The sequence below is a fragment of the Kitasatospora sp. NPDC001159 genome, assembly GCF_053598235.1.
In genome coordinates this window covers 207,661-225,358 of record NZ_JBSFJV010000002.1, presented here as the reverse complement: position 1 = coordinate 225,358, position 17,698 = coordinate 207,661, and the positions used below count along the sequence as shown (strand labels likewise).

15 protein-coding genes are annotated in these 17,698 nt (G+C 70.4%); 3 read left to right on the top strand and 12 right to left on the bottom strand.

What is annotated here, in order from left to right:
- Positions 1-432: 432 nt before the first annotated feature.
- On the bottom strand, positions 433-762 hold the full coding sequence (locus ACWC9T_RS02490) for a hypothetical protein (RefSeq protein ID WP_449819184.1): 330 nt from the start codon (positions 760-762) through the stop codon (positions 433-435).
- Between the two features lie 148 nt (positions 763-910).
- Entirely contained in the window at positions 911-1,375 is a 465-nt protein-coding gene (locus ACWC9T_RS02485; RefSeq protein ID WP_449819183.1) for an ATP-binding protein, read from the bottom strand.
- A 171-nt stretch (positions 1,376-1,546) separates the two neighbouring features.
- On the opposite strand from ACWC9T_RS02485, the gene ACWC9T_RS02480 reads away from it, so the two are divergent.
- Both ACWC9T_RS02480 and ACWC9T_RS02475 read left to right on the top strand, forming a co-directional pair.
- A complete protein-coding gene (locus ACWC9T_RS02480) occupies positions 1,547-2,827 on the top strand; it encodes a hypothetical protein (RefSeq protein WP_449819182.1) in 1,281 nt (426 codons plus the stop codon).
- Positions 2,828-2,844: 17 nt separating this feature from the next.
- Positions 2,845-3,558, top strand: coding sequence for a creatininase family protein (locus tag ACWC9T_RS02475; protein ID WP_449819181.1), 714 nt, complete (start codon positions 2,845-2,847; stop codon positions 3,556-3,558).
- Between the two features lie 311 nt (positions 3,559-3,869).
- Here the strand turns inward: ACWC9T_RS02475 and ACWC9T_RS02470 are convergent, their stop codons facing one another.
- Complete coding sequence (locus ACWC9T_RS02470) at positions 3,870-5,813, bottom strand: TIGR03960 family B12-binding radical SAM protein (protein WP_449819180.1); 1,944 nt, start codon at positions 5,811-5,813, stop codon at positions 3,870-3,872.
- 545 nt (positions 5,814-6,358) lie between these two features.
- Here ACWC9T_RS02470 and ACWC9T_RS02465 point away from each other — a divergent pair.
- Positions 6,359-7,675, top strand: a complete 1,317-nt coding sequence (locus ACWC9T_RS02465; RefSeq protein WP_449819179.1) for a M14 family zinc carboxypeptidase — start codon at positions 6,359-6,361, stop codon at positions 7,673-7,675.
- 103 nt (positions 7,676-7,778) lie between these two features.
- Here the strand turns inward: ACWC9T_RS02465 and rodA are convergent, their stop codons facing one another.
- The 9 genes from rodA to ACWC9T_RS02420 all read right to left on the bottom strand — a co-directional run bounded on the left by rodA (position 7,779) and on the right by ACWC9T_RS02420 (position 17,490).
- Entirely contained in the window at positions 7,779-8,978 is a 1,200-nt protein-coding gene (rodA, locus tag ACWC9T_RS02460) for a rod shape-determining protein RodA (RefSeq protein ID WP_449819178.1), read from the bottom strand.
- A 73-nt stretch (positions 8,979-9,051) separates the two neighbouring features.
- Positions 9,052-11,343, bottom strand: a complete 2,292-nt coding sequence (mrdA, locus tag ACWC9T_RS02455; protein ID WP_449819177.1) for a penicillin-binding protein 2 — start codon at positions 11,341-11,343, stop codon at positions 9,052-9,054.
- Between the two features lie 58 nt (positions 11,344-11,401).
- Positions 11,402-12,043, bottom strand: a complete 642-nt coding sequence (gene mreD, locus ACWC9T_RS02450; protein WP_449819176.1) for a rod shape-determining protein MreD — start codon at positions 12,041-12,043, stop codon at positions 11,402-11,404.
- A gap of 3 nt (positions 12,044-12,046) precedes the next feature.
- Positions 12,047-12,994: a rod shape-determining protein MreC gene (gene mreC / locus ACWC9T_RS02445; protein ID WP_449819175.1), complete on the bottom strand. Its 948-nt coding sequence runs from the start codon at positions 12,992-12,994 to the stop codon at positions 12,047-12,049.
- Between the two features lie 97 nt (positions 12,995-13,091).
- Positions 13,092-14,117, bottom strand: a complete 1,026-nt coding sequence (locus tag ACWC9T_RS02440; protein WP_355669593.1) for a rod shape-determining protein — start codon at positions 14,115-14,117, stop codon at positions 13,092-13,094.
- Between the two features lie 342 nt (positions 14,118-14,459).
- Complete coding sequence (ndk, locus tag ACWC9T_RS02435; protein WP_355669542.1) at positions 14,460-14,873, bottom strand: nucleoside-diphosphate kinase; 414 nt, start codon at positions 14,871-14,873, stop codon at positions 14,460-14,462.
- Between the two features lie 110 nt (positions 14,874-14,983).
- Positions 14,984-15,337: a DUF4233 domain-containing protein gene (locus ACWC9T_RS02430; protein ID WP_449819174.1), complete on the bottom strand. Its 354-nt coding sequence runs from the start codon at positions 15,335-15,337 to the stop codon at positions 14,984-14,986.
- Between the two features lies 1 nt (position 15,338).
- Complete coding sequence (gene folC, locus ACWC9T_RS02425) at positions 15,339-16,730, bottom strand: bifunctional tetrahydrofolate synthase/dihydrofolate synthase (protein ID WP_449819173.1); 1,392 nt, start codon at positions 16,728-16,730, stop codon at positions 15,339-15,341.
- A gap of 235 nt (positions 16,731-16,965) precedes the next feature.
- Positions 16,966-17,490, bottom strand: a complete 525-nt coding sequence (locus ACWC9T_RS02420; protein ID WP_449819172.1) for a hypothetical protein — start codon at positions 17,488-17,490, stop codon at positions 16,966-16,968.
- Positions 17,491-17,698 lie beyond the last annotated feature (208 nt).

Genomic DNA, 17,698 nt, shown 5'->3' with positions numbered 1-17,698 from the left:
TCGAACAGCCCATCCTCGCCATGCACACCGGGATCATCCCGCACGAATGATCACGAGACGCAGGTGGGTTGCCTGTTACTGAGACACGCTCCTAGCGGGCTGCCTTGGCCGCTAGGGTGGCGCGTTTGGGGTTGGTGGCCTCGATGTTGTAGGCGAGCGCGGTGGTTTCGGGCCCCGCGCGGACCGTCACTGCGGCGGCCCTCGTGGTCTGCTCCGCTCGTGAGACCGGAAGCCGGGCTCAGTCGTCTTCGGGCAGGTGGAAGTAGACCGTTCCCGACCGCCAAGGTCCGTACCCCGGCTCGGCACACCACAGCGCCACGTCGCGGTGCACGGCACGCCGCCCCGGCGAGAGGGCCCGCACCGGCCACGAAAACTGACCGTCCAGGAACCACCAGGTCAAGGCGCGGTCCCGCCAGACCCGCAGCCGCCGGATCACCGGGGCGCCTGGGGGTCGGCCGGGTACAGCAGCACTACGTTCGGGACCAGGTCCACGAACGCCAGCGCCCGCACCTCTCCGTACATCACGAGCCGATGCCCGATCGACCGCACCACCTCCGGCTCGAACAGCTCGTCGAAGTACTCCCGCTGCCCCGCATCCAGCGGCAGCGCCCGCAGCGAGCCGAGCAGCGCCGCCAACGCGTCCGACAGCTTGGAGAACTGCGCGGGCCCCGTGACCCCCCGGACCTCCACCACGACTGGGAACGGGGAGGGCGCAGCCAACGGGGCCGTGCGCATGGTGTCAGTGACAGGAAGGACCGTCATGCCGGCACCTCCCCCGTACGGCGCGGGTGCTGCGCGTGGACACCGACCTTCCGACCGTTCACCACGATGTACCGCACCAACGCTTTCCGCAGCCCCGCACCGCAGTAGAAACACCGCGACGCCTCCACCCCGGACACCCTCCCGCACCTCATCGAGCACCACCTTCCGGGCCCACCAAAGCCCAAACGATCTTCCCGATACCTTCCGGCCGGGGCATCCAGCCCCACTCCACAGACAAGGCCTCCACCAGACACAACCCACGGCCCGAGTCGTCGTCCGGACCGGTGGACCGCCGGATCACCGGCTGCTCACCGATCGCGTCATGCACCTCGATCCGCAGATGACCACTGACCAACTCGAACCGCACCGCGATGCGCCGCCCCTTGGGCACACGGGCGTGCACCACGGCGTTGGTCACCAGCTCCGAGAGCACGACCAGACCGCCGGCTACGAGTGCGCCCCGCCCCGGGACACCGATGAGAAAGTCCCGCAGCAGCACGCGCGCCGCGTGGACCGACAGACGATGGCGCGGAAGCGTCGCCTCGAACGCGGATATCCCGGCAACCGACTTGTGGGCCTCCGCGTCGTCCTGGAGTTCTTCCGAGCTGATCACGTGCACCACCTCCCGATGCCCAATGGGGGCCGGAACTGGACGCTCCGGCCCTGGACACCAGATTGCCGAGGGGGAATGCGGCGGACGTACCCAAGCTGATTACCCACTGTGGGTAAACTCACAGGTAATCAACTTCCTTGCGGCGGCGACTGATCAACAGCGGGGGTAGTGGTGACCGAGGCGCGCGTTCCGGACCGGCTCCCGCCGGATCTGCTCTCCAACCCGGAGATGGTCACCGCGTGCCGAAGACGAGACTTCGCCGCAGTGTTCAGGCTGCTCAAGCTGGCTGGGATCTACCCGTCGCTCATCGCACGAGCCTGCGACATGACGCCGAGCCGAGTCGGCGAGGTCATGGCGGGCAAGCCCAAGATCGAGAAGATCGACCTCATCGAGCGAATCGCCGACGGCCTTCACATCCCGGGGCACATGCTCGGGCTGGCCTCTCGGCCCTGGGAACAGGAAGCACCCCGGCCACAGTCCCGCTCCCGGGTCCCGGAGCCATCCAAGAGCCGGCCGGGTCTCAACTCGCCGATCGACCATGAGTTCTTCGTCAGCCACCTCCGCAGCGCTATGCCCGGCCACTACAAGGCCGCGAATCTACTCGGCTCCCGCCACGCGCTCGACTCAGTGACCCGGCACCTCCAGCTACTTGACCGCCTTCAGCAGAACGCCGGGGGCCGTACCCGCGATCAACTCCTCACCATCGGCGCCCGCACAGCGGAGTTCTTAGGCTGGCCGAACCAGGATCTCGGGGACTTCGACCGGGCCTTGTACTGGTCGGACCGTGCAATGGAGTGGGCCCAGGAGTCCGGGGACGACGTCATGGCCGCCTACGTTCTCTTCCGGAAGAGCAACCAGGCCACTGCCCAGCGCAGCGCTCAGAAAGCCGTCAGTCTTGCCCGCGCTGCCCAGCGGTCGGCTGGCGCCACACAGCGCATCCGTGCCCTGGCCGCTCAGCAGGAGGCCCAGGGCCACGCTCTCATGGGCAACCCGCGCTTCGCCCAATCCAAGTTCGACGAGGCCCACGAACTCGCTGCCGAACCAGACGACTCGCATGACGACGATGCGCTCGATCTGGCGTACTGCACGCCGACGTACATCGAGATGCAACGCGCGAACTGCCTGATCGAACTCGGCGACCCGCACACGGCCGTGGACATGTTCGAGGCGGAACTTCGGGTCCTGCCGCCTCTTTACCGCAACGACCAAGGGGTGTACCTCTCACGTCTGGCGCGCGCGTACGCGGTGTCCGGCGAGCCGGAGCAGGCCGCCGCCGCAGCCGACCGAGCCTTGTCGATCGCCATCGACACCGAGTCCGCGCGTGCGATGTCCGAGCTGTCCGCAGCGGGCAAGGCCCTTCAGAGATGGAACGCCGTACCCGAAGTAGCCACGTTCACAGGCCGTTTGACGCTGATGAGCAGTAAGGAACACTCTCGACCGCTGACGACCTGATGAGAGAGGCTGAGCCCATGGACGCACTGATCACGGCCGCCACTTCCGCAGACGAACGCCAGCGCGGCGCGAAGATCGCCGTACTGCCGGTCGGAAGCTTCGAGCAACACGGCGATCACCTGCCGCTGACCACGGACACCGTGGTCGCCAGCCTGATCGCCCAGCGGATCGCCGCCGACTACGACTTGTTCCTACTGCCGCCCATCACGCTGTCCTGCTCCCACGAGCACGCCCACATGCCGGGCACCGTCAGCATCAGCGCCGCCACCCTCTACGCCGTGATCAACGACACATGGAAGTCACTCCAGGCGTCCGGCGTCCCCGGTCTGCTGATCGTGAACGGGCACGGCGGGAACTACGTCCTCTCCAACGTGGTCCAGGAGGCCAACACCGGGGGCTCGTGCGTCGCTCTGTTCCCCGTCCGCGAGGACTGGCACCAGGCCCGCGAGGCCGCCGGGCTGGAGAGCACCGGCGCTGAGGACATGCACGGCGGCGAGCTGGAGGTGTCACTTCTCCTCCACGGCGCCCCCCATCTCATCCGCGAAGGCATCGAGCAGGACGACCACGACGCCCCGGAGCGGCCCCATCTCCTCACCCTGGGTATGGCCGGCTACACCCGCACGGGCATCATCGGCCGTCCCTCGCTCGGGACGGCTGAGAAAGGCAGGGCCATCCTGGAGAGCCTGTCCAAGTCAGCCGCCCCGCACCTGTCACTCATAGGGGGTAGCTGACAGCTGTCAGCCATCACCCGCAGGTGGGCAATCCCACCAAACGCAAGAGCCCTCCCCGACAGGATCGGGGAGGGCTCTACACGTCGCCTCCAGGCCTCAGACCCACTCGATCGAGGACTCGATGCCCGGGGCACTCCGGGCGGCGGGCAGAGGGGTCCTCCGGCCGCTTTGCCGGGCCTCCCCGAGGACGGGGGCGGGCCCGCCCGGGGCGCGCGTCATGCCAAGCGCGCCCAGGACGAGCTCCCGCTCACCCTCCGGAAGGCTGTGAAGTAAGTCACACAGCTCGCTCACCGTGTCACCCACGTCGTCGGCTACTTCTGCTGGTCAGCGCCGTTAACGACGCTCAGCGGCAGCATCTTCTTGCCCGTCGGGCCGATTTGTATAGCCGTCTGCATCTGGGGGCACACGCCGCAGTCGAAGCACGGGGTCCAGCGGCAGTCGTCGACCTCGACCTCCTCCAGGGCGTCCTGCCAGTCCTCCCACAGCCAGTCCTTGTCGAGGCCGCTGTCCAGGTGGTCCCAGGGCAGCACCTCCTCGTAGGAGCGCTCGCGGGTGGTGTACCAGTCGACGTCGACGCCCGTGCCGGCCAGGCCCTTGTCGGCGCAGGCCATCCAGCGGTCGTACGAGAAGTACTCGCGCCAGCCGTCGAAGCGGCCGCCGTCCTCGTAGACGGCGCGGATGATCGCGCCGACCCGGCGGTCGCCGCGGGAGAGCAGGCCCTCGACGATGCCCGGCTTGCCGTCGTGGTAGCGGTAGCCGATGTTCTTGCCGTACTTGCGGTCGCCGCGGATGGAGTCGCGCAGCTTGGCCAGGCGGGCGTCGGTGGCCTCGGCGGACAGCTGCGGGGCCCACTGGAACGGGGTGTGCGGCTTGGGCACGAACCCGCCGATCGAGACGGTGCAGCGGATGTCGTTCTGGCCGGTGACCTCGCGGCCCTTCTGGATGACGTTCTTCGCCATCTCGCCGATCTGGAGCACGTCCTCGTCGGTCTCGGTGGGCAGGCCGCACATGAAGTACAGCTTCACCTGGCGCCAGCCGTTGCCGTACGCGGTGGCGACGGTGCGGATCAGGTCCTCCTCCGACACCATCTTGTTGATCACCTTGCGCATGCGCTCGCTGCCGCCCTCGGGGGCGAAGGTGAGGCCCGAGCGGCGCCCGTTGCGGGACAGCTCGTTGGCGAGGTCGATGTTGAAGGCGTCGACACGGGTGGACGGCAGCGACAGGCCGATCTTGTCCTCGGTGTAGCGGTCGGCCAGGCCCTTGGCGATGTCACCGATCTCGGTGTGGTCGGCGCTGGACAGCGACAGCAGGCCGACCTCCTCGAAGCCGGTCGCCTTCAGCCCGCGCTCGACCATCTCGCCGATGCCGGTGATGCTTCGCTCCCGCACGGGGCGCGTGATCATGCCGGCCTGGCAGAAGCGGCAGCCGCGGGTGCAGCCGCGGAAGATCTCCACGGACATCCGCTCGTGCACCGTCTCCGCGAGCGGGACCAGCGGCTGCTTCGGGTACGGCCACTCGTCCAGGTCCATCACGGTGTGCTTGGACACCCGCCACGGCACGCCCGGGGCGTTCGGCACGACGCGGCCGATCCGGCCGTCGGCCAGGTACTCCACGTCGTAGAACTTCGGGACGTACACCCCGCCGGTACGGGCCAGGCGCAGCAGCAGGTCGTCGCGGCCGCCCGGACGGCCCTCGGCCTTCCAGGTCCGGATGATCTCGGTGATGTCGAGGACGGCCTGCTCGCCGTCGCCGATCACCGCGCAGTCCAGGAAGTCCGCGATCGGCTCCGGGTTGAAGGCCGCGTGGCCGCCGGCCAGGACGATCGGGTCCTCGTCGGTGCGGTCCTTGGCCTCCAGCGGGATGCCGGCCAGGTCGAGCGCGGTCAGCATGTTGGTGTAGCCGAGCTCGGTGGAGAACGACAGCCCGAAGACGTCGAAGGCCTTCACCGGGCGGTGGGCGTCCACGGTGAACTGCGGGACGCCGTGCTCCCGCATCAGCGCCTCCAGGTCCGGCCAGACGCTGTAGGTACGCTCGGCCAGCACGCCCTCACGCTCGTTGAGCACCTCGTAGAGGATCATGACGCCCTGGTTGGGCAGGCCGACCTCGTAGGCGTCGGGGTACATCAGCGCCCAGCGGACGTCGCAGGCGTCCCAGTCCTTGACGGTCGAGTTGAGCTCGCCGCCGACGTACTGGATCGGCTTCTGGACGTGCGGGAGGAGGGCCTCCAGGCGTGGGAAGACCGATTCGACAGTCATGTACTAGGAACCCTTACGACGTGATTCGGTGCCGCGAGTCGGCACGGGAGGGGTGACCCTCAAGGGTAGCCCAATCCGGGGAACGCCCCGTCTGCCCGGGAGCCCCGCCCGAACCGGCCGCCGGCCGACCCCCGCCCGAACCGGCCGCCCGAACCGGACCCCAGCCAGACCCCGGCCAGACCCCCGGTGCGCCCCGGCGCGATCCGCCCCGCCCGCACCCGCCCGCACCCACCCGTACCCGCCCCGGCACGCACGGTGCGCGCCCGCCGCCCGGCACCGGCCGCCGTTGACACGCCCGGACGACCCGTGCGCTACTGACAGGGCCCTGCCCAAGGCCCTGTGCCCCTTCCGGAGAGGGGAGTTGGGTCGTACGCTCGGCCAACGCCGACTCCCCCGGCAGCCCGTCTCGCCAGCACGACCTCCCCCGTCCCCCGCGAGGCCCCCTCCCCCCGGCCCCGCAGAGCCCGTCCCCGGCCCGCAGGCCGCGTCCGGTGGCGCAGCACGCCCGCGCCCCGGCGGCCGTACGACCGGTCGCAAGGAGAACCATGACCGACACCGGTCGGCGGGTCCGACCCCTGCGGATCCTCGACAGGACCCTCGACACCCGGCCGCCGGCCCGCTACCCCACGCAGGCCCAGGCCGAATCCGCGGCCCGACGACTCGCCCTGCGCCGCCCGGACCGCTGCCGGCTGCGCGAGGTCGGCCGCTCCCGGGCCGGGCGCCCGCTGCTGCTGCTCTCGGTCGACCGCGGCCCGCGCGCCGCCCTGGTGGTGGGCGGACCGCACCCCAACGAGCCGATCGGCACCGCCGCCGCGGTCCGGCTGGCCGAGGTGCTGCTGGATCGCCCCGCCCGGCCGGGCCTGTCCTGGCACCTGCTGCTCTGCCTGGACCCGGACGGTGCCGCGCTCAACGCCGGCTGGCTGGACGGCCCGCTCACCATGAGCCGCCACTACGAGCACTTCTTCCGTCCCGCCTTCGAGGAGCAGCCCGAACTGCTGCCCGCCCCCGGCTCGGGCCGCCCGCCGATGCCGGAGAGCCTGGCACTGACCGGCCTGATCGACGAGCTGCGCCCGTTCCTGCAGTGTTCGCTGCACGGAGTGGACTTCGGCGGCGCCTTCGTCCAGTTGACCGGCCCGGTGCCGGGGCTGTCCGAGCGCTTCGCCCGCTCCGCCGACCGGGCCGGCCTGCCGCTGGACGTGGACTCCTACGACGCCATCGGTTGGGCCAGCCCGGCCCCCGGTACCTATCTGATGCCGAGGCCTGGCAGCGAGGACACCTCCCGGGCGCTGCCGGACGAGCCCGAGCTGTCCACCTGGTCCTACGCGGCCCGGTCCGGCGCGGTCACCGCTGTGCTGGAGGTCCCGATGTGGGCGGTGGACGCGGTCGGTGACGCCCGTCCGCACCCGGCCGGGCCGCAGGCCGTCGGCGAGGCCGCGCGCGAGCTCACCGCGCGTACCGCGGAGCTCAGCGCGCTGCTCGCCCGCGTTCCCGCGCAGGCCCGGGAGGCGCACGGCGCTCTGGTGCGCACCGCCGAGTTCAACCTGGCGGTCGCCCCGCGGGTCGCCGACGAGTGGCTGGAGCTCTGGTGCCCGCGCCCGCTGAGCGGCTCCCGGGCGACCACCGCCGGGCTGGTCGCCGCCCGGCTGCCGCTGCGGGTCGCCTCGATACTGCTGCGCCTGCTGGCCGACGCCCGCGGCTCGGCGGCCGAGGCCGCCCGGGAGCGCGCCCGCGCGGTGGTCGCTGACAGCCTGGACCGGCTGCGCCACCGCTTCGGCGCCCGCTGGGTCCCGGTGCAGGAGCAGCTGGCCCACCAGACCCGGGCGGTGCTCACCGCCGCCGACTGCCTGCTCCAGGTGATCTGACGGGTCTAACTGACGGTTCGTCAACTCACCGCTGCGGCAAGGAGAAGGGCCGGTCCGGGAAGATCCCGGACCGGCCCCGACATCAACCCGACAGCAAGCGGGCTCAGGCCGCTATCGGCCGCTGGCTGCGCACCGCCTGGAGCAGCCCGACACCGATCCACACCGCGAACATCGAGGAGCCGCCGTAGGAGACGAAGGGCAGCGGGATGCCCGCGACCGGCATGATGCCCAGGCACATCCCTATGTTCTCGAAGGCCTGGAAGGAGAACCAGGCGATGACGCCGGCCGCCACGATCGTCCCGTACAGGTCGGTCGCCTGGCGGGCGATCCGGCAGGCGCGCCACAGGATCACGCCGACCAGGGCGATTATCGCGAGCGCCCCGACGAAGCCCAGTTCCTCACCGGCGACGGTGAACACGAAGTCGGTCTGCTGCTCCGGCACGAACTGCCCGACGGTCTGCGTCCCGTGGAACAGCCCCTTGCCGGTCAGTCCGCCCGAGCCGATCGCGATCCGGGCCTGCGCGGTGTTGTAGCCGACGCCGTTCGGGTCGAGCTGCGGGTTGGCGAAGGCGGCGAAGCGGTCGATCTGGTACTGGCTCAGCAGTCCGAGCTTCCAGATCGCGATGCTGCCGCCGACGCCGGCCGCGAGGATGCCGAGCACCCAGCGGTTGGCCGCGCCGGAGCCGAGCAGGATGCCCAGCACGATCGCGGACATCACCATGGTCGACCCGGCGTCCGGCATCAGCAGCACCAGGCCCATCGGCAGGCAGGCCCAGATCAGACCGCGGAACACCGCCCGGTGCGAGGGGAACTCCCGCTCCCCCGCGTCCACCTGGTCCGACAGCACGACCGCCATCGACAGCACGATCCCGATCTTCGCGAACTCGGCGGGCTGGATCGAGAAGCCGCCGCCGAGCTGGATCCAGGAGTGCGCGCCGTTGACGGTCGAGCCGATCGGGCTGAGCGTCGCCAGCAGCAGCAGGATCACGCCGACGTAGACGAACGGCACCAGGGTGCGGACCCGCCGGGCTCCTATCGCTATCACCACGGCGCACAGCACCAGGGCGACGACGAAGTTGGTCAGGTGCCGGTAGAGGAAGTACTGCGGGTCCCCGTGGGTGAGGTTGTCGCGCCCGCGGGTCGCCGACCAGACCAGCAGCGAGCTGCCGAGCGAGAGGGCCAGCGCGGCCAGCAGCAGTATCCAGTCCAGCCGCCACAGCGGTGAGTCCTTGGCCAGGGCCTTGGAGACCCCGGTACGCTGCGGAGCCAGCCGCAGCTGCCGGTAGGAGCCGTAGGAGCTCATGCGCCCCCCTCGCTTCGCTCAGCAGGCGCTTCGCACAACGCGCACCTTCCGACGATTCGCTCGCTCCGCTCACTCATGCCCGTCCCCTTCCCGGGCGGTTCGGTTCGAGCGCGGCATCGGCCGCGGTGTACGGCGCCGGGCTGTCGGCCGGCGGCGTCGGGTCGAGGAAGGCCGTCGCCGGGGCCGCGTCCGCCTGGGCCGGGGTGACGGCCGGCAGCACCGGGGCCGGGGCGGGCACGCCCGGTGCCGGGTCGATCGTGTAGGAGGCCGGCTTGATGATCGCGGTGCCGTCCGGGTTGAACTTCGGCAGCTCGCTCTGCGGCGTCGGCAGCAGCGCCTTGCCGTTGTCGATGGTGCCCTTGTCGTCCACGCCGTACAGCGCCTGGTAGATCCGGCGGATGGCGTCACCGGAACCGCCGGAGCCGGTGCCGCCCTGGCTGATCGTCATGATGACCGCGTAGTCCTTGCTGTACGTGTCCAGCCACGAGGTGGTCTGCTTGCCCTCGACCTCGGCGGTGCCGGTCTTGGCGTGCAGCGCGATCTTGTCCTGCGGCCAGCCGTTGAACTTCCAGGCGGCGGTACCGCTGGTGATGACACCAGCGGTGGCCTGGTCGATGTAGCTGAGCAGCTTCTGGTCGCCGGGGAACTTGGCGTCCTCGTGCGGGGCGATCTCGCGGACGAGATCCCCGCTCGGGCTTATCACGGCCTTGGCGATGGTCGGCCGGTAGAAGGTGCCGCCGTTGGCCAGCGCCGAGTAGATACGGGCCATCTGGACCGGGGTGACGAGCGTGTCGCCTTGGCCGATCGCGTAGTTGACGGCGTCACCGGCGCGCATCTGGTAGCCGTCGGCGCAGTTCTCGCGGGCGATCTGGTCGGAGAAGCTGTTGCCGCCCTTCTGCGCCTGCGCGCACCAGGCGTCCTTGTTGTTGTCGTAGAAGGACTGCTTCCACTGCCGGTCCGGTACCCGGCCGGTGACCTCGGACGGCAGGTCGATGCCGGTCTTGGCGCCGAGACCGAACTGGTGGGCGGTCTTGAAGAACCAGTCGCCCGGATCCTTCTTCGGCTTGATGCCGCCGTCCTTCATCCACTGGTCGTACGCCAGGCCGTAGAAGACGGTGTCACAGGAAACCTCCAGCGCCTTCTCCAGGGAGATGGCACCGAAGTTCTCGCTCTCGAAGTTCTTGAACTCGCGGCCGCCGATGGTCATGCTCTTGGGGCACGGGTAGGTGCCGTCCAACGAGTAGCCGGCCTGCACGGCGGCGGTGGTCGAGACGACCTTGAAGGTCGAGCCGGGGGCGGACTGACCCTGTATGGCCCGGTTCAGCAGCGGGAAGTTGGAACCCTTGCTGGTCAGTGACTGGTAGTCCTTGCCGCTGATGCCGCCCACCCAGAGGTTGGGGTCGTAGGTCGGGGCACTCGCCATCGCGATGATCCGCCCGGTGTGCACGTCCATCACGACGGCGGCACCGGAGTCGGCCTCGTAGTTGCGGTTGGTGACCTTGTCGAAGGTGTTCCGGGCGTCGGCCATGGCCTGCGCCAGGTTGTCCTCGACCACCTTCTGCACCCGGGCGTCGATGCTGGTGACCAGGTTGTTGCCGGTCTGCGGCGCGACGGTGCCGGCGGTGCCGATCACCCGGCCGAGGTTGTCCACCTCCAGCTTGGTGATGCCGGCGGTGCCGCGCAGGTCGCGGTCGTACACCGACTCCAGCCCGGCCCGGCCGATCTGGTCGGCCGGCAGGTAGCGGTCCAGGCCGCTCTTGTCGGCGGTCTTGCTGACCTCGTCGTCGGTGACCGGTGAGAGGTAGCCGAGCACCTGGGCCATGTTGGCGCCCTCGATGCCGGTGTAGCGGCGCACGGCGGTGGGCTGCGCGGTGATCCCGGGAAAGTCCTCGCGGCGCTCCATTATCTGCATCGCCTGCTGGGTGGTCGCCTCCTTGGTGACCGGGATCGGCTGGTAGGGCGAGCCGTTCCAGCAGGGCTGCGGGGTCTTGGCGTCGCAGAGCCGGACCTTCTCCTGCACGTCCTTGGCCGACATGCCCAGCACCTCGGCGAGGCGGCCCAGCACCGCCTTGCCGCCGTCCTTCTGCTGCAGCAGCGAGGTACGGCTGACGGACACCACCAGCCGGGCCTCGTTGCCGGCCAGGATCCGCCCGGAGGCGTCCAGGATCTCGCCGCGGACGGACGGCTCGACCACCTCGCGGATGTGGTTGCCGGTCGCCTTGGCGGTGTAGACGCTGGCGTTGCGGATCTGCAGGTACCACAGCCGTCCGCCCAGGGTGGCGAGCAGCGACAGCACCAGGATCTGCAGTACCACCAGACGGATCGTCACCCGCCGGGTTCGGCCGGTCTCGGGGATGTTGCTCACGTCTCGTGCGCTCCAGGGTGCGGGAAAGTCGGGAGATCGGGGGCCTGGACGGGCCGGGTTACGGGCGCCGGGCGAAGCCGGGGACGCGCCGCTTCCTGTACTTCGGGCCGGACGAGACCTCACGCGTGGTGCGGTAGCGGGCCAGGGTGCCGAGGCCCGGGCCGCCCTCGTCGTCGTCGCTGGCGGCGGTCACCGGGTCGCGGCCGAAGCGGCGGCCGAGCAGCATCACCAGCGGCACCACGAACGGGGCCAGCAGCAGGTCGTACAGCAGGGCGCTGATCACCAGGCCGCCGAGGCCCACGTGCCGGGCCGCGGTGTCGCCGACTAGGGCGCCGACCATGGCGTACAGCACGGTGGAGGCGATCGCCGCGGCGCCGACCACCAGCAGCGCGCTGGAGACCGAGCGCTGTCGGCCGTGCTCGGGGCGCAGCAGCCCGGCGGCGTATCCCATCAGGCAGAGCACCAGGGCGTAGCGGCCGATGGCGTGGTCGGAGGGCGGCGCGAGGTCGGCGAGCAGGCCGGCCGAGAAGCCGACCAGGCAGCCGCCGGTCGGCCCGTAGACCATGGCCAGACCGACCACGACCAGCAGCAGTATGTCCGGGGTGGCTCCCGGGAGCTGGAGCCGGCCGAACACGCTGACCTGGAGGATCAGGCCGAAGAGGATCAGTGCGGCGGAGACGGGGATGCGGGCGAGGCGCATGGCTCAGTTCCCCCCATTGGGCTTGGCGGGCGGGGTGCTGGCCGCGGGGGCCTGCGGCTGGACGGGCGCGGCGGGGGCCTGGCTCTGGCCCGGGGCGGGCGGCAGGACGGCGTCGCGCGGATCGGCGCGCGGCGGCACGACCACCACGCCGACCAGGTCCAGCCGGGTGAACTGGACGAAGGGCTCGACCAGGATGGTCTTGGTCAGCTGGCCCGCGTTGGCCTGGACCTCGGTGACCTTGCCGACGGGGACGCCGGGCACGAACGGGTGGCCGCTCTGCGAGCCGAAGGTGACCAGCCGGTCGCCGGTCTTGACCTGCGCCTTGCCGTTGAGCAGGGAGACCTTCATCGGGCTGTCGCCGCCGCCGGAGGCGAAGCCGATCTCGCCGCTGCCCTCCAGCCGGGTGCCGGCCGAGAAGCCGGGGTCGGAGGCGAGCAGCACGGTGGCGGTGGTCGGGGCGATGGTGGTGATCCGGCCGACCAGGCCCTGGCCGTTGATCACGGTCATGTCGCGGGTGAGGCCGTCGTCGCTGCCGGCGTCGATGGTGATGGTCCAGGAGAAGCCCTGGGCCGGGCCGATCGCGATGACCTGGGCGGCCTTGACGGTGTATCCGCCAGCGCCCGCGGTGCGCAGCAGGTCGTCCAGTTGCTTGGTGCGCCCGCTCGCCATGTCGGAGGAGGCGAGCTTCTGTCGCAGTTCGGTGTTCTCGCGGGCGAGTTGGTCGGTGCGGCCGTTGTTGGTGGCGGCGTCGCGGAAGGCGCGGACGGTGTTGGCGACCGGGTCGACCACGGTGGCGGCGCCGCGCTCGACCGGGCCGAGGACGCGGGCGGCCGCGTGGCGGGCCGGGCCGAGCGGGGAGTCCTCACCGCCCTTGATGTCCACGGTGATGAGCGCGAAGGCGACGGCCACCAGCAGGATGAGCAGCAGCCGGCTCTCTCGTGTGTCCCTCACGGTGCTGGTACTGCCCCTTCGTACCTGGCAGCCGCCCGGGGCTGTGGGGCCCGGGCGGCTGCCCGTTCAGTTGAGTGTCGGATGTGTCGTCGTGGTGCTAACGGCGCGGCTGGGCGTCCAGTACCTGCTGGAGCGCCTCGAACTCCTCGACGCACTTGCCGGAGCCGAGTGCGACGGAGTCGAGCGGGTTCTCGGCGATGTGGATCGGCATGCCGGTCTCGCGGCGCAGCCGCTCGTCCAGGCCGCGCAGCAGGGCGCCGCCACCGGTGAGCACGATGCCGCGGTCCATGACGTCGCCGGCCAGCTCGGGCGGGCACTGGTCGAGGGTGGTCTTGACCGCGTCGATGATCGAGTTGACCGGCTCGTCGATGGCCTCGCGGACCTCGGCGGCGGAGATGACCACGGTCTTGGGCAGGCCGCTGACCAGGTCGCGGCCGCGGATCTCGGCGTGCTCGTCCTTCTCGCCCTCCAGGCCGAAGGCGCTGCCGATGCTCATCTTGATCTGCTCGGCGCTGCGCTCGCCGAGGAGGAGGGAGTACTCCTTCTTGATGTGCTGGACGATCGCGTTGTCCAACTCGTCGCCGGCCACCCGGATGGACTGGGCGGTGACGATGCCGCCGAGGGAGATCACGGCGACCTCGGTGGTGCCGCCGCCGATGTCGACGACCATGTTGCCGGTGGCCTCGTGGACGGGCAGGCCGGCGCCGATCGCGGCGGCCATCGGCTCCTCGATGATGTGCACCTGGCGCGCGCCGGCCTGCGAGGAGGCCTCGATGACGGCGCGGCGCTCGACGCCGGTGATGCCGGAGGGCACGCAGACCACGACGCGCGGGCGGGCGAGGTAGCGGCGGCGGTGGATCTTGAGGATGAAGTAGCGCAGCATCCGCTCGGTGATCTCGAAGTCGGCGATGACGCCGTCCTTGAGTGGGCGGATGGCGACGATGTTGCCGGGCGTGCGGCCGATCATCTTCTTGGCCTCGACGCCGACCGCGAGGATGCCGCCGGTGTTGGTGTTCACCGCGACGACGGACGGCTCGTTGAGGACGATCCCCTTGCCCCTGACGTACACCAGCGTGTTGGCAGTTCCGAGGTCGATCGCCAAGTCGCGGCCGATGAACGACAGGTTGCTCGCCATGGGGTGTGGGTGCCTTCCCGGGCTCGGAGTTCATGGGGGGTGGACGAATGCACGCCCATGCTTGGGCGGAGACCAGCTGAGCTGCCTTACCGGGCCCTTGAGTCGCGTCCATCGTAGTCACGCCGCACGGTACGGACGTCGACGTGGGGCATACCGTCCATTGTCCGGAGCGTGATCGCTTCTCCGAGCATTGGGACGCCGTGTCGGCGCCCGCAGTTCCCTATTTCACGATAAGAATGCCCCGGCCGGGCCAATGGTCCCGACCAGGGCAGTCCCAAGGTCCTCCGGGGCGTGACGCCCCGTCCGCCCGGGCGTGTCGCCCGGCTCGGATCAGGCGTGCGCCGGGAAGAAGATCTTGATCTCGCGCTCGGCGGACTCCGGGGAGTCGGAGGCGTGGATCAGGTTCTCGCGGGTGATGGTCGCGTAGTCGCCGCGGATGGTGCCGGCCCCGGCCTCCAGCGGGTTGGTGGCGCCGGCCAGCATGCGGATGCCCTTCACGACCTCCTCGCCCTCGACGATCATCGCGATCGACGGGCCGGAGGTCATGAACTCCAGCAGCGGCTCGTAGAACGGGCGGCCGACGTGCTCCGCGTAGTGCTGCTCCAGCGTCGCCCGGTCGAAGGTGCGCAGTTCCATGGCGGCGAGCTGCCAGCCGGCCTTGCGCTCGATGCGGCTGATGATCTCGCCGGCCAGGCCGCGGCGGACGGCGTCGGGCTTGAGCAGGACGAGAGTGCGCTGGGACACGGTGCGTCTCCTGGGGATTCGGTTCGGCAGACAGTCGGGTCGACGAGGTGGGAGCCGACAGGGCAGAGATTACCTTGCGTACACGGCGTGTCGGTTCGCCGGTCCGCGCCCTAGCCCTGTAGGGCCGCCCCGGCCTCGGCGGCCGCGCGGGCGGCCTTGAACCGGTCCACCTTGCGGCCGTAGTGCACCGAGCACCACCACAGGCCGGCGAAGACGACGCCGAGGCCGAACATGGTCGGCAGGACGAAGCCGCTGGCGATCAGGCCGACCTGCAGCACCCAGCCGACCTGCACCGCGCCGGGGCGGTTGATCATGCCGCAGAGCGCCAGGCACAGCGCCATCGCGATGCCGCTGACGATCCACACGCTGGCGGTCGAGACGCCGGAGAGCCGCATCGCGACCAGCGCCGCGAACATGATCAGCAACGCCTCGCCGATCAGCGTGGAGGAGCAGAGCGTCCTCATGTCACTTCCTCCCGAGCAGCAGGCGGGCCTCGCCCACCGTGATGACCGAACCGGTGACCAGTACCCCGGCGCCGCCGAGGTCGCCCTCCTCCTCGGCCAGGGTGACGGCCGCGGCGATGGCGTCGTCGAGCCGGGGCTCGACCTGGACGCGGTCCTCGCCGAAGACCTCCACGGCCAGGGCCGCGAGGGCGTCCACGTCCATCGCGCGGTGGGTGGAGTTCTGGGTGATGACGACCTCCGCCAGGATCGGCTCGAAGGCCTCCAGCACGCCCGTCACGTCCTTGTCCCCGGAGGTGCCGATCACCCCGACCAGACGGGTGAAGCCGAAGGACTCGGAGATCGCGGCGACGGTGGCCTGGGCGCCGTGCGGATTGTGCGCGGCGTCCAGGATGATCGTGGGGCTGCGGCGGACGACCTCCAGGCGGCCCGGCGAGGAGACGCCGGAGAAGGCCTGGCGGATCTTGTCCACGTCGAGCTGCCCGCCGCGGGCGCCGCCGACGCCGAAGAAGGCCTCGACCGCGGCCAGCGCGAGCGCCGCGTTGTGCGCCTGGTACTCGCCGTGCAGCGGGATGAAGACGTCCTCGTACTCTTCGCCGCCCAGCCCGCGCAGCGTCACCAGCTGGCCGCCGACGGCGAGTTCGCGGCGGATCACGCCGAACTCCATGCCCTCACGGGCGACCGTGGCGTCCACCTCGACGGCCCGGCGCAGGATGGTCTGGGCAGCGTCCAGCTGCTGCTGGGCGACCACGGCGACGGCGCCGGGCTTGATGATCCCGGACTTCTCGACCGCGATCTCGCCGGTGGTCTCGCCGAGCTTGTCGGTGTGGTCCAGCCCGATCGGGGTGATCACCGCGACGGCGGCGTCGATGACGTTGGTGGCGTCCCAGGAGCCGCCCATGCCGACCTCGACCACGGCGACGTCCACCGGGGCGTCGGCGAAGGCTGCGTAGGCCATGCCGGTCAGCACCTCGAAGAAGGACATCGGCACCGGCTGGGCCGCGTCGACCATCTGCACGTAGGGCTCGATGTCGCGGTAGACCTCGACGAAGCGCTCGGGGCTGATCGGGGCGCCGTCCAGGCTGATCCGCTCGGTGACGGTCTCCACGTGCGGGCTGGTGTAGCGACCGGTGCGCAGCTCGAAGGTGTTGAGCAGCTGCTCGATCATCCGGGCGGTGGAGGTCTTGCCGTTGGTGCCGGTGACGTGGATGGAGGGGAAGGACTGCTGGGGCTGGCCCAGGATGTCCATCAGCGCCTCGATCCGGTCGAGCGAGGGCTCCAGCTTGTTCTCCGGCCAGCGCTTGGAGAGCTCCAGCTCGACGTCGCGCAGGGCGTCGCCGGTGCCGCCGTCGGCGGGGCGGAGGGTGTACGGGTTCGGGTCGGCCTTGTCGCTCACGACCACAGTCTACGGAGCGACGGCGGCCCGTCCTCACAGGGTGAGAGCGAAGCCGGGGGTCGGGGTGTGGGTCGGGGTGAGAACGGCCACTTCGACCCGGCTTTGACCCATACCTCCGACTCACTCCATTTGTCATTGCTTTAGCAAGTTTGAACGGCAATGAAGCATCGATTCGCAACCTACGGGAGCCAACAGCCTTTGATCATGAGGAGTGCAGGCCCCGGCCGGTTCGGGATCAGACCCCGGCCCGGGCCTCCGGGACGTGCGCGGCACCACCGTGCCGACGGCGCAACTCGGCGGTGATCTCGGCGAGTTCGCCCTCGGGCAGCAGCGGCAGCATCATCGCGACGCCCTGCAGCAGGCCGCCGAGCAGGTAGGTGGTGTCGGCCGTCGCGGCGACCAGCCCACGGACCTCGGCCACCTCGCCGGCCGCGACCGCCTCGATCAGCTGGGCGGCGTTCGCGGTCTCCTCGTCCACCTGGACCGCGGCGGTGTCCTCCGGGGCCCGCCGGGCCATCGACCGCAGCACCCGGTCGCCGACCTCGGGGGCGTACGCCTTGCGGACGGCCTCGGCGGCGATCCAGGTGAGCAGTGTGGTCACCTCCCGCTCGACGTTCTCCTCGAGCAGCAGGTCCAGCTCGTGGTCGAACGCGAGCTGGTTGCCGTGCCGGAAGGCGAGCAGCAGCGTCGCCGCCCTGGCCTTGGCCTCCTCGACCGCCGCGGCAGGCAGTTCCTCGGCCAACTCCTCGGTCACCACCACGCCATGCCCTCCCGTCCGTCGTTCAGCAGGAACGCTCAGCAGAAACGCCCTTCGGAAACTCCGTACACACCGTACACATCCGACCTGCAAACTTCCGCGAACGCGCGCGGGCAAGACCGGAATCAATTCGCTCGGAATAGGGCGTCACCCGGTCCAGGATGAATATTCGCCGGAAGAGAGCAATGTTGCTGCTCTATTAGGCGTAGCG

What these genes read in the sequence shown, in the direction of transcription:
- ACWC9T_RS02490 (WP_449819184.1), bottom strand. Translation starts at nt 762, where the DNA reads ATGACGGTCCTTCCTGTCACTGACACCATGCGCACGGCCCCGTTGGCT.
- ACWC9T_RS02475 (WP_449819181.1), top strand. Translation starts at nt 2,845, where the DNA reads ATGGACGCACTGATCACGGCCGCCACTTCCGCAGACGAACGCCAGCGC.
- ACWC9T_RS02470 (WP_449819180.1), bottom strand. Translation starts at nt 5,813, where the DNA reads ATGACTGTCGAATCGGTCTTCCCACGCCTGGAGGCCCTCCTCCCGCAC.
- ACWC9T_RS02465 (WP_449819179.1), top strand. Translation starts at nt 6,359, where the DNA reads ATGACCGACACCGGTCGGCGGGTCCGACCCCTGCGGATCCTCGACAGG.
- rodA (WP_449819178.1), bottom strand. Translation starts at nt 8,978, where the DNA reads ATGAGCTCCTACGGCTCCTACCGGCAGCTGCGGCTGGCTCCGCAGCGT.
- mreD (WP_449819176.1), bottom strand. Translation starts at nt 12,043, where the DNA reads ATGCGCCTCGCCCGCATCCCCGTCTCCGCCGCACTGATCCTCTTCGGC.
- ACWC9T_RS02430 (WP_449819174.1), bottom strand. Translation starts at nt 15,337, where the DNA reads ATGAGGACGCTCTGCTCCTCCACGCTGATCGGCGAGGCGTTGCTGATC.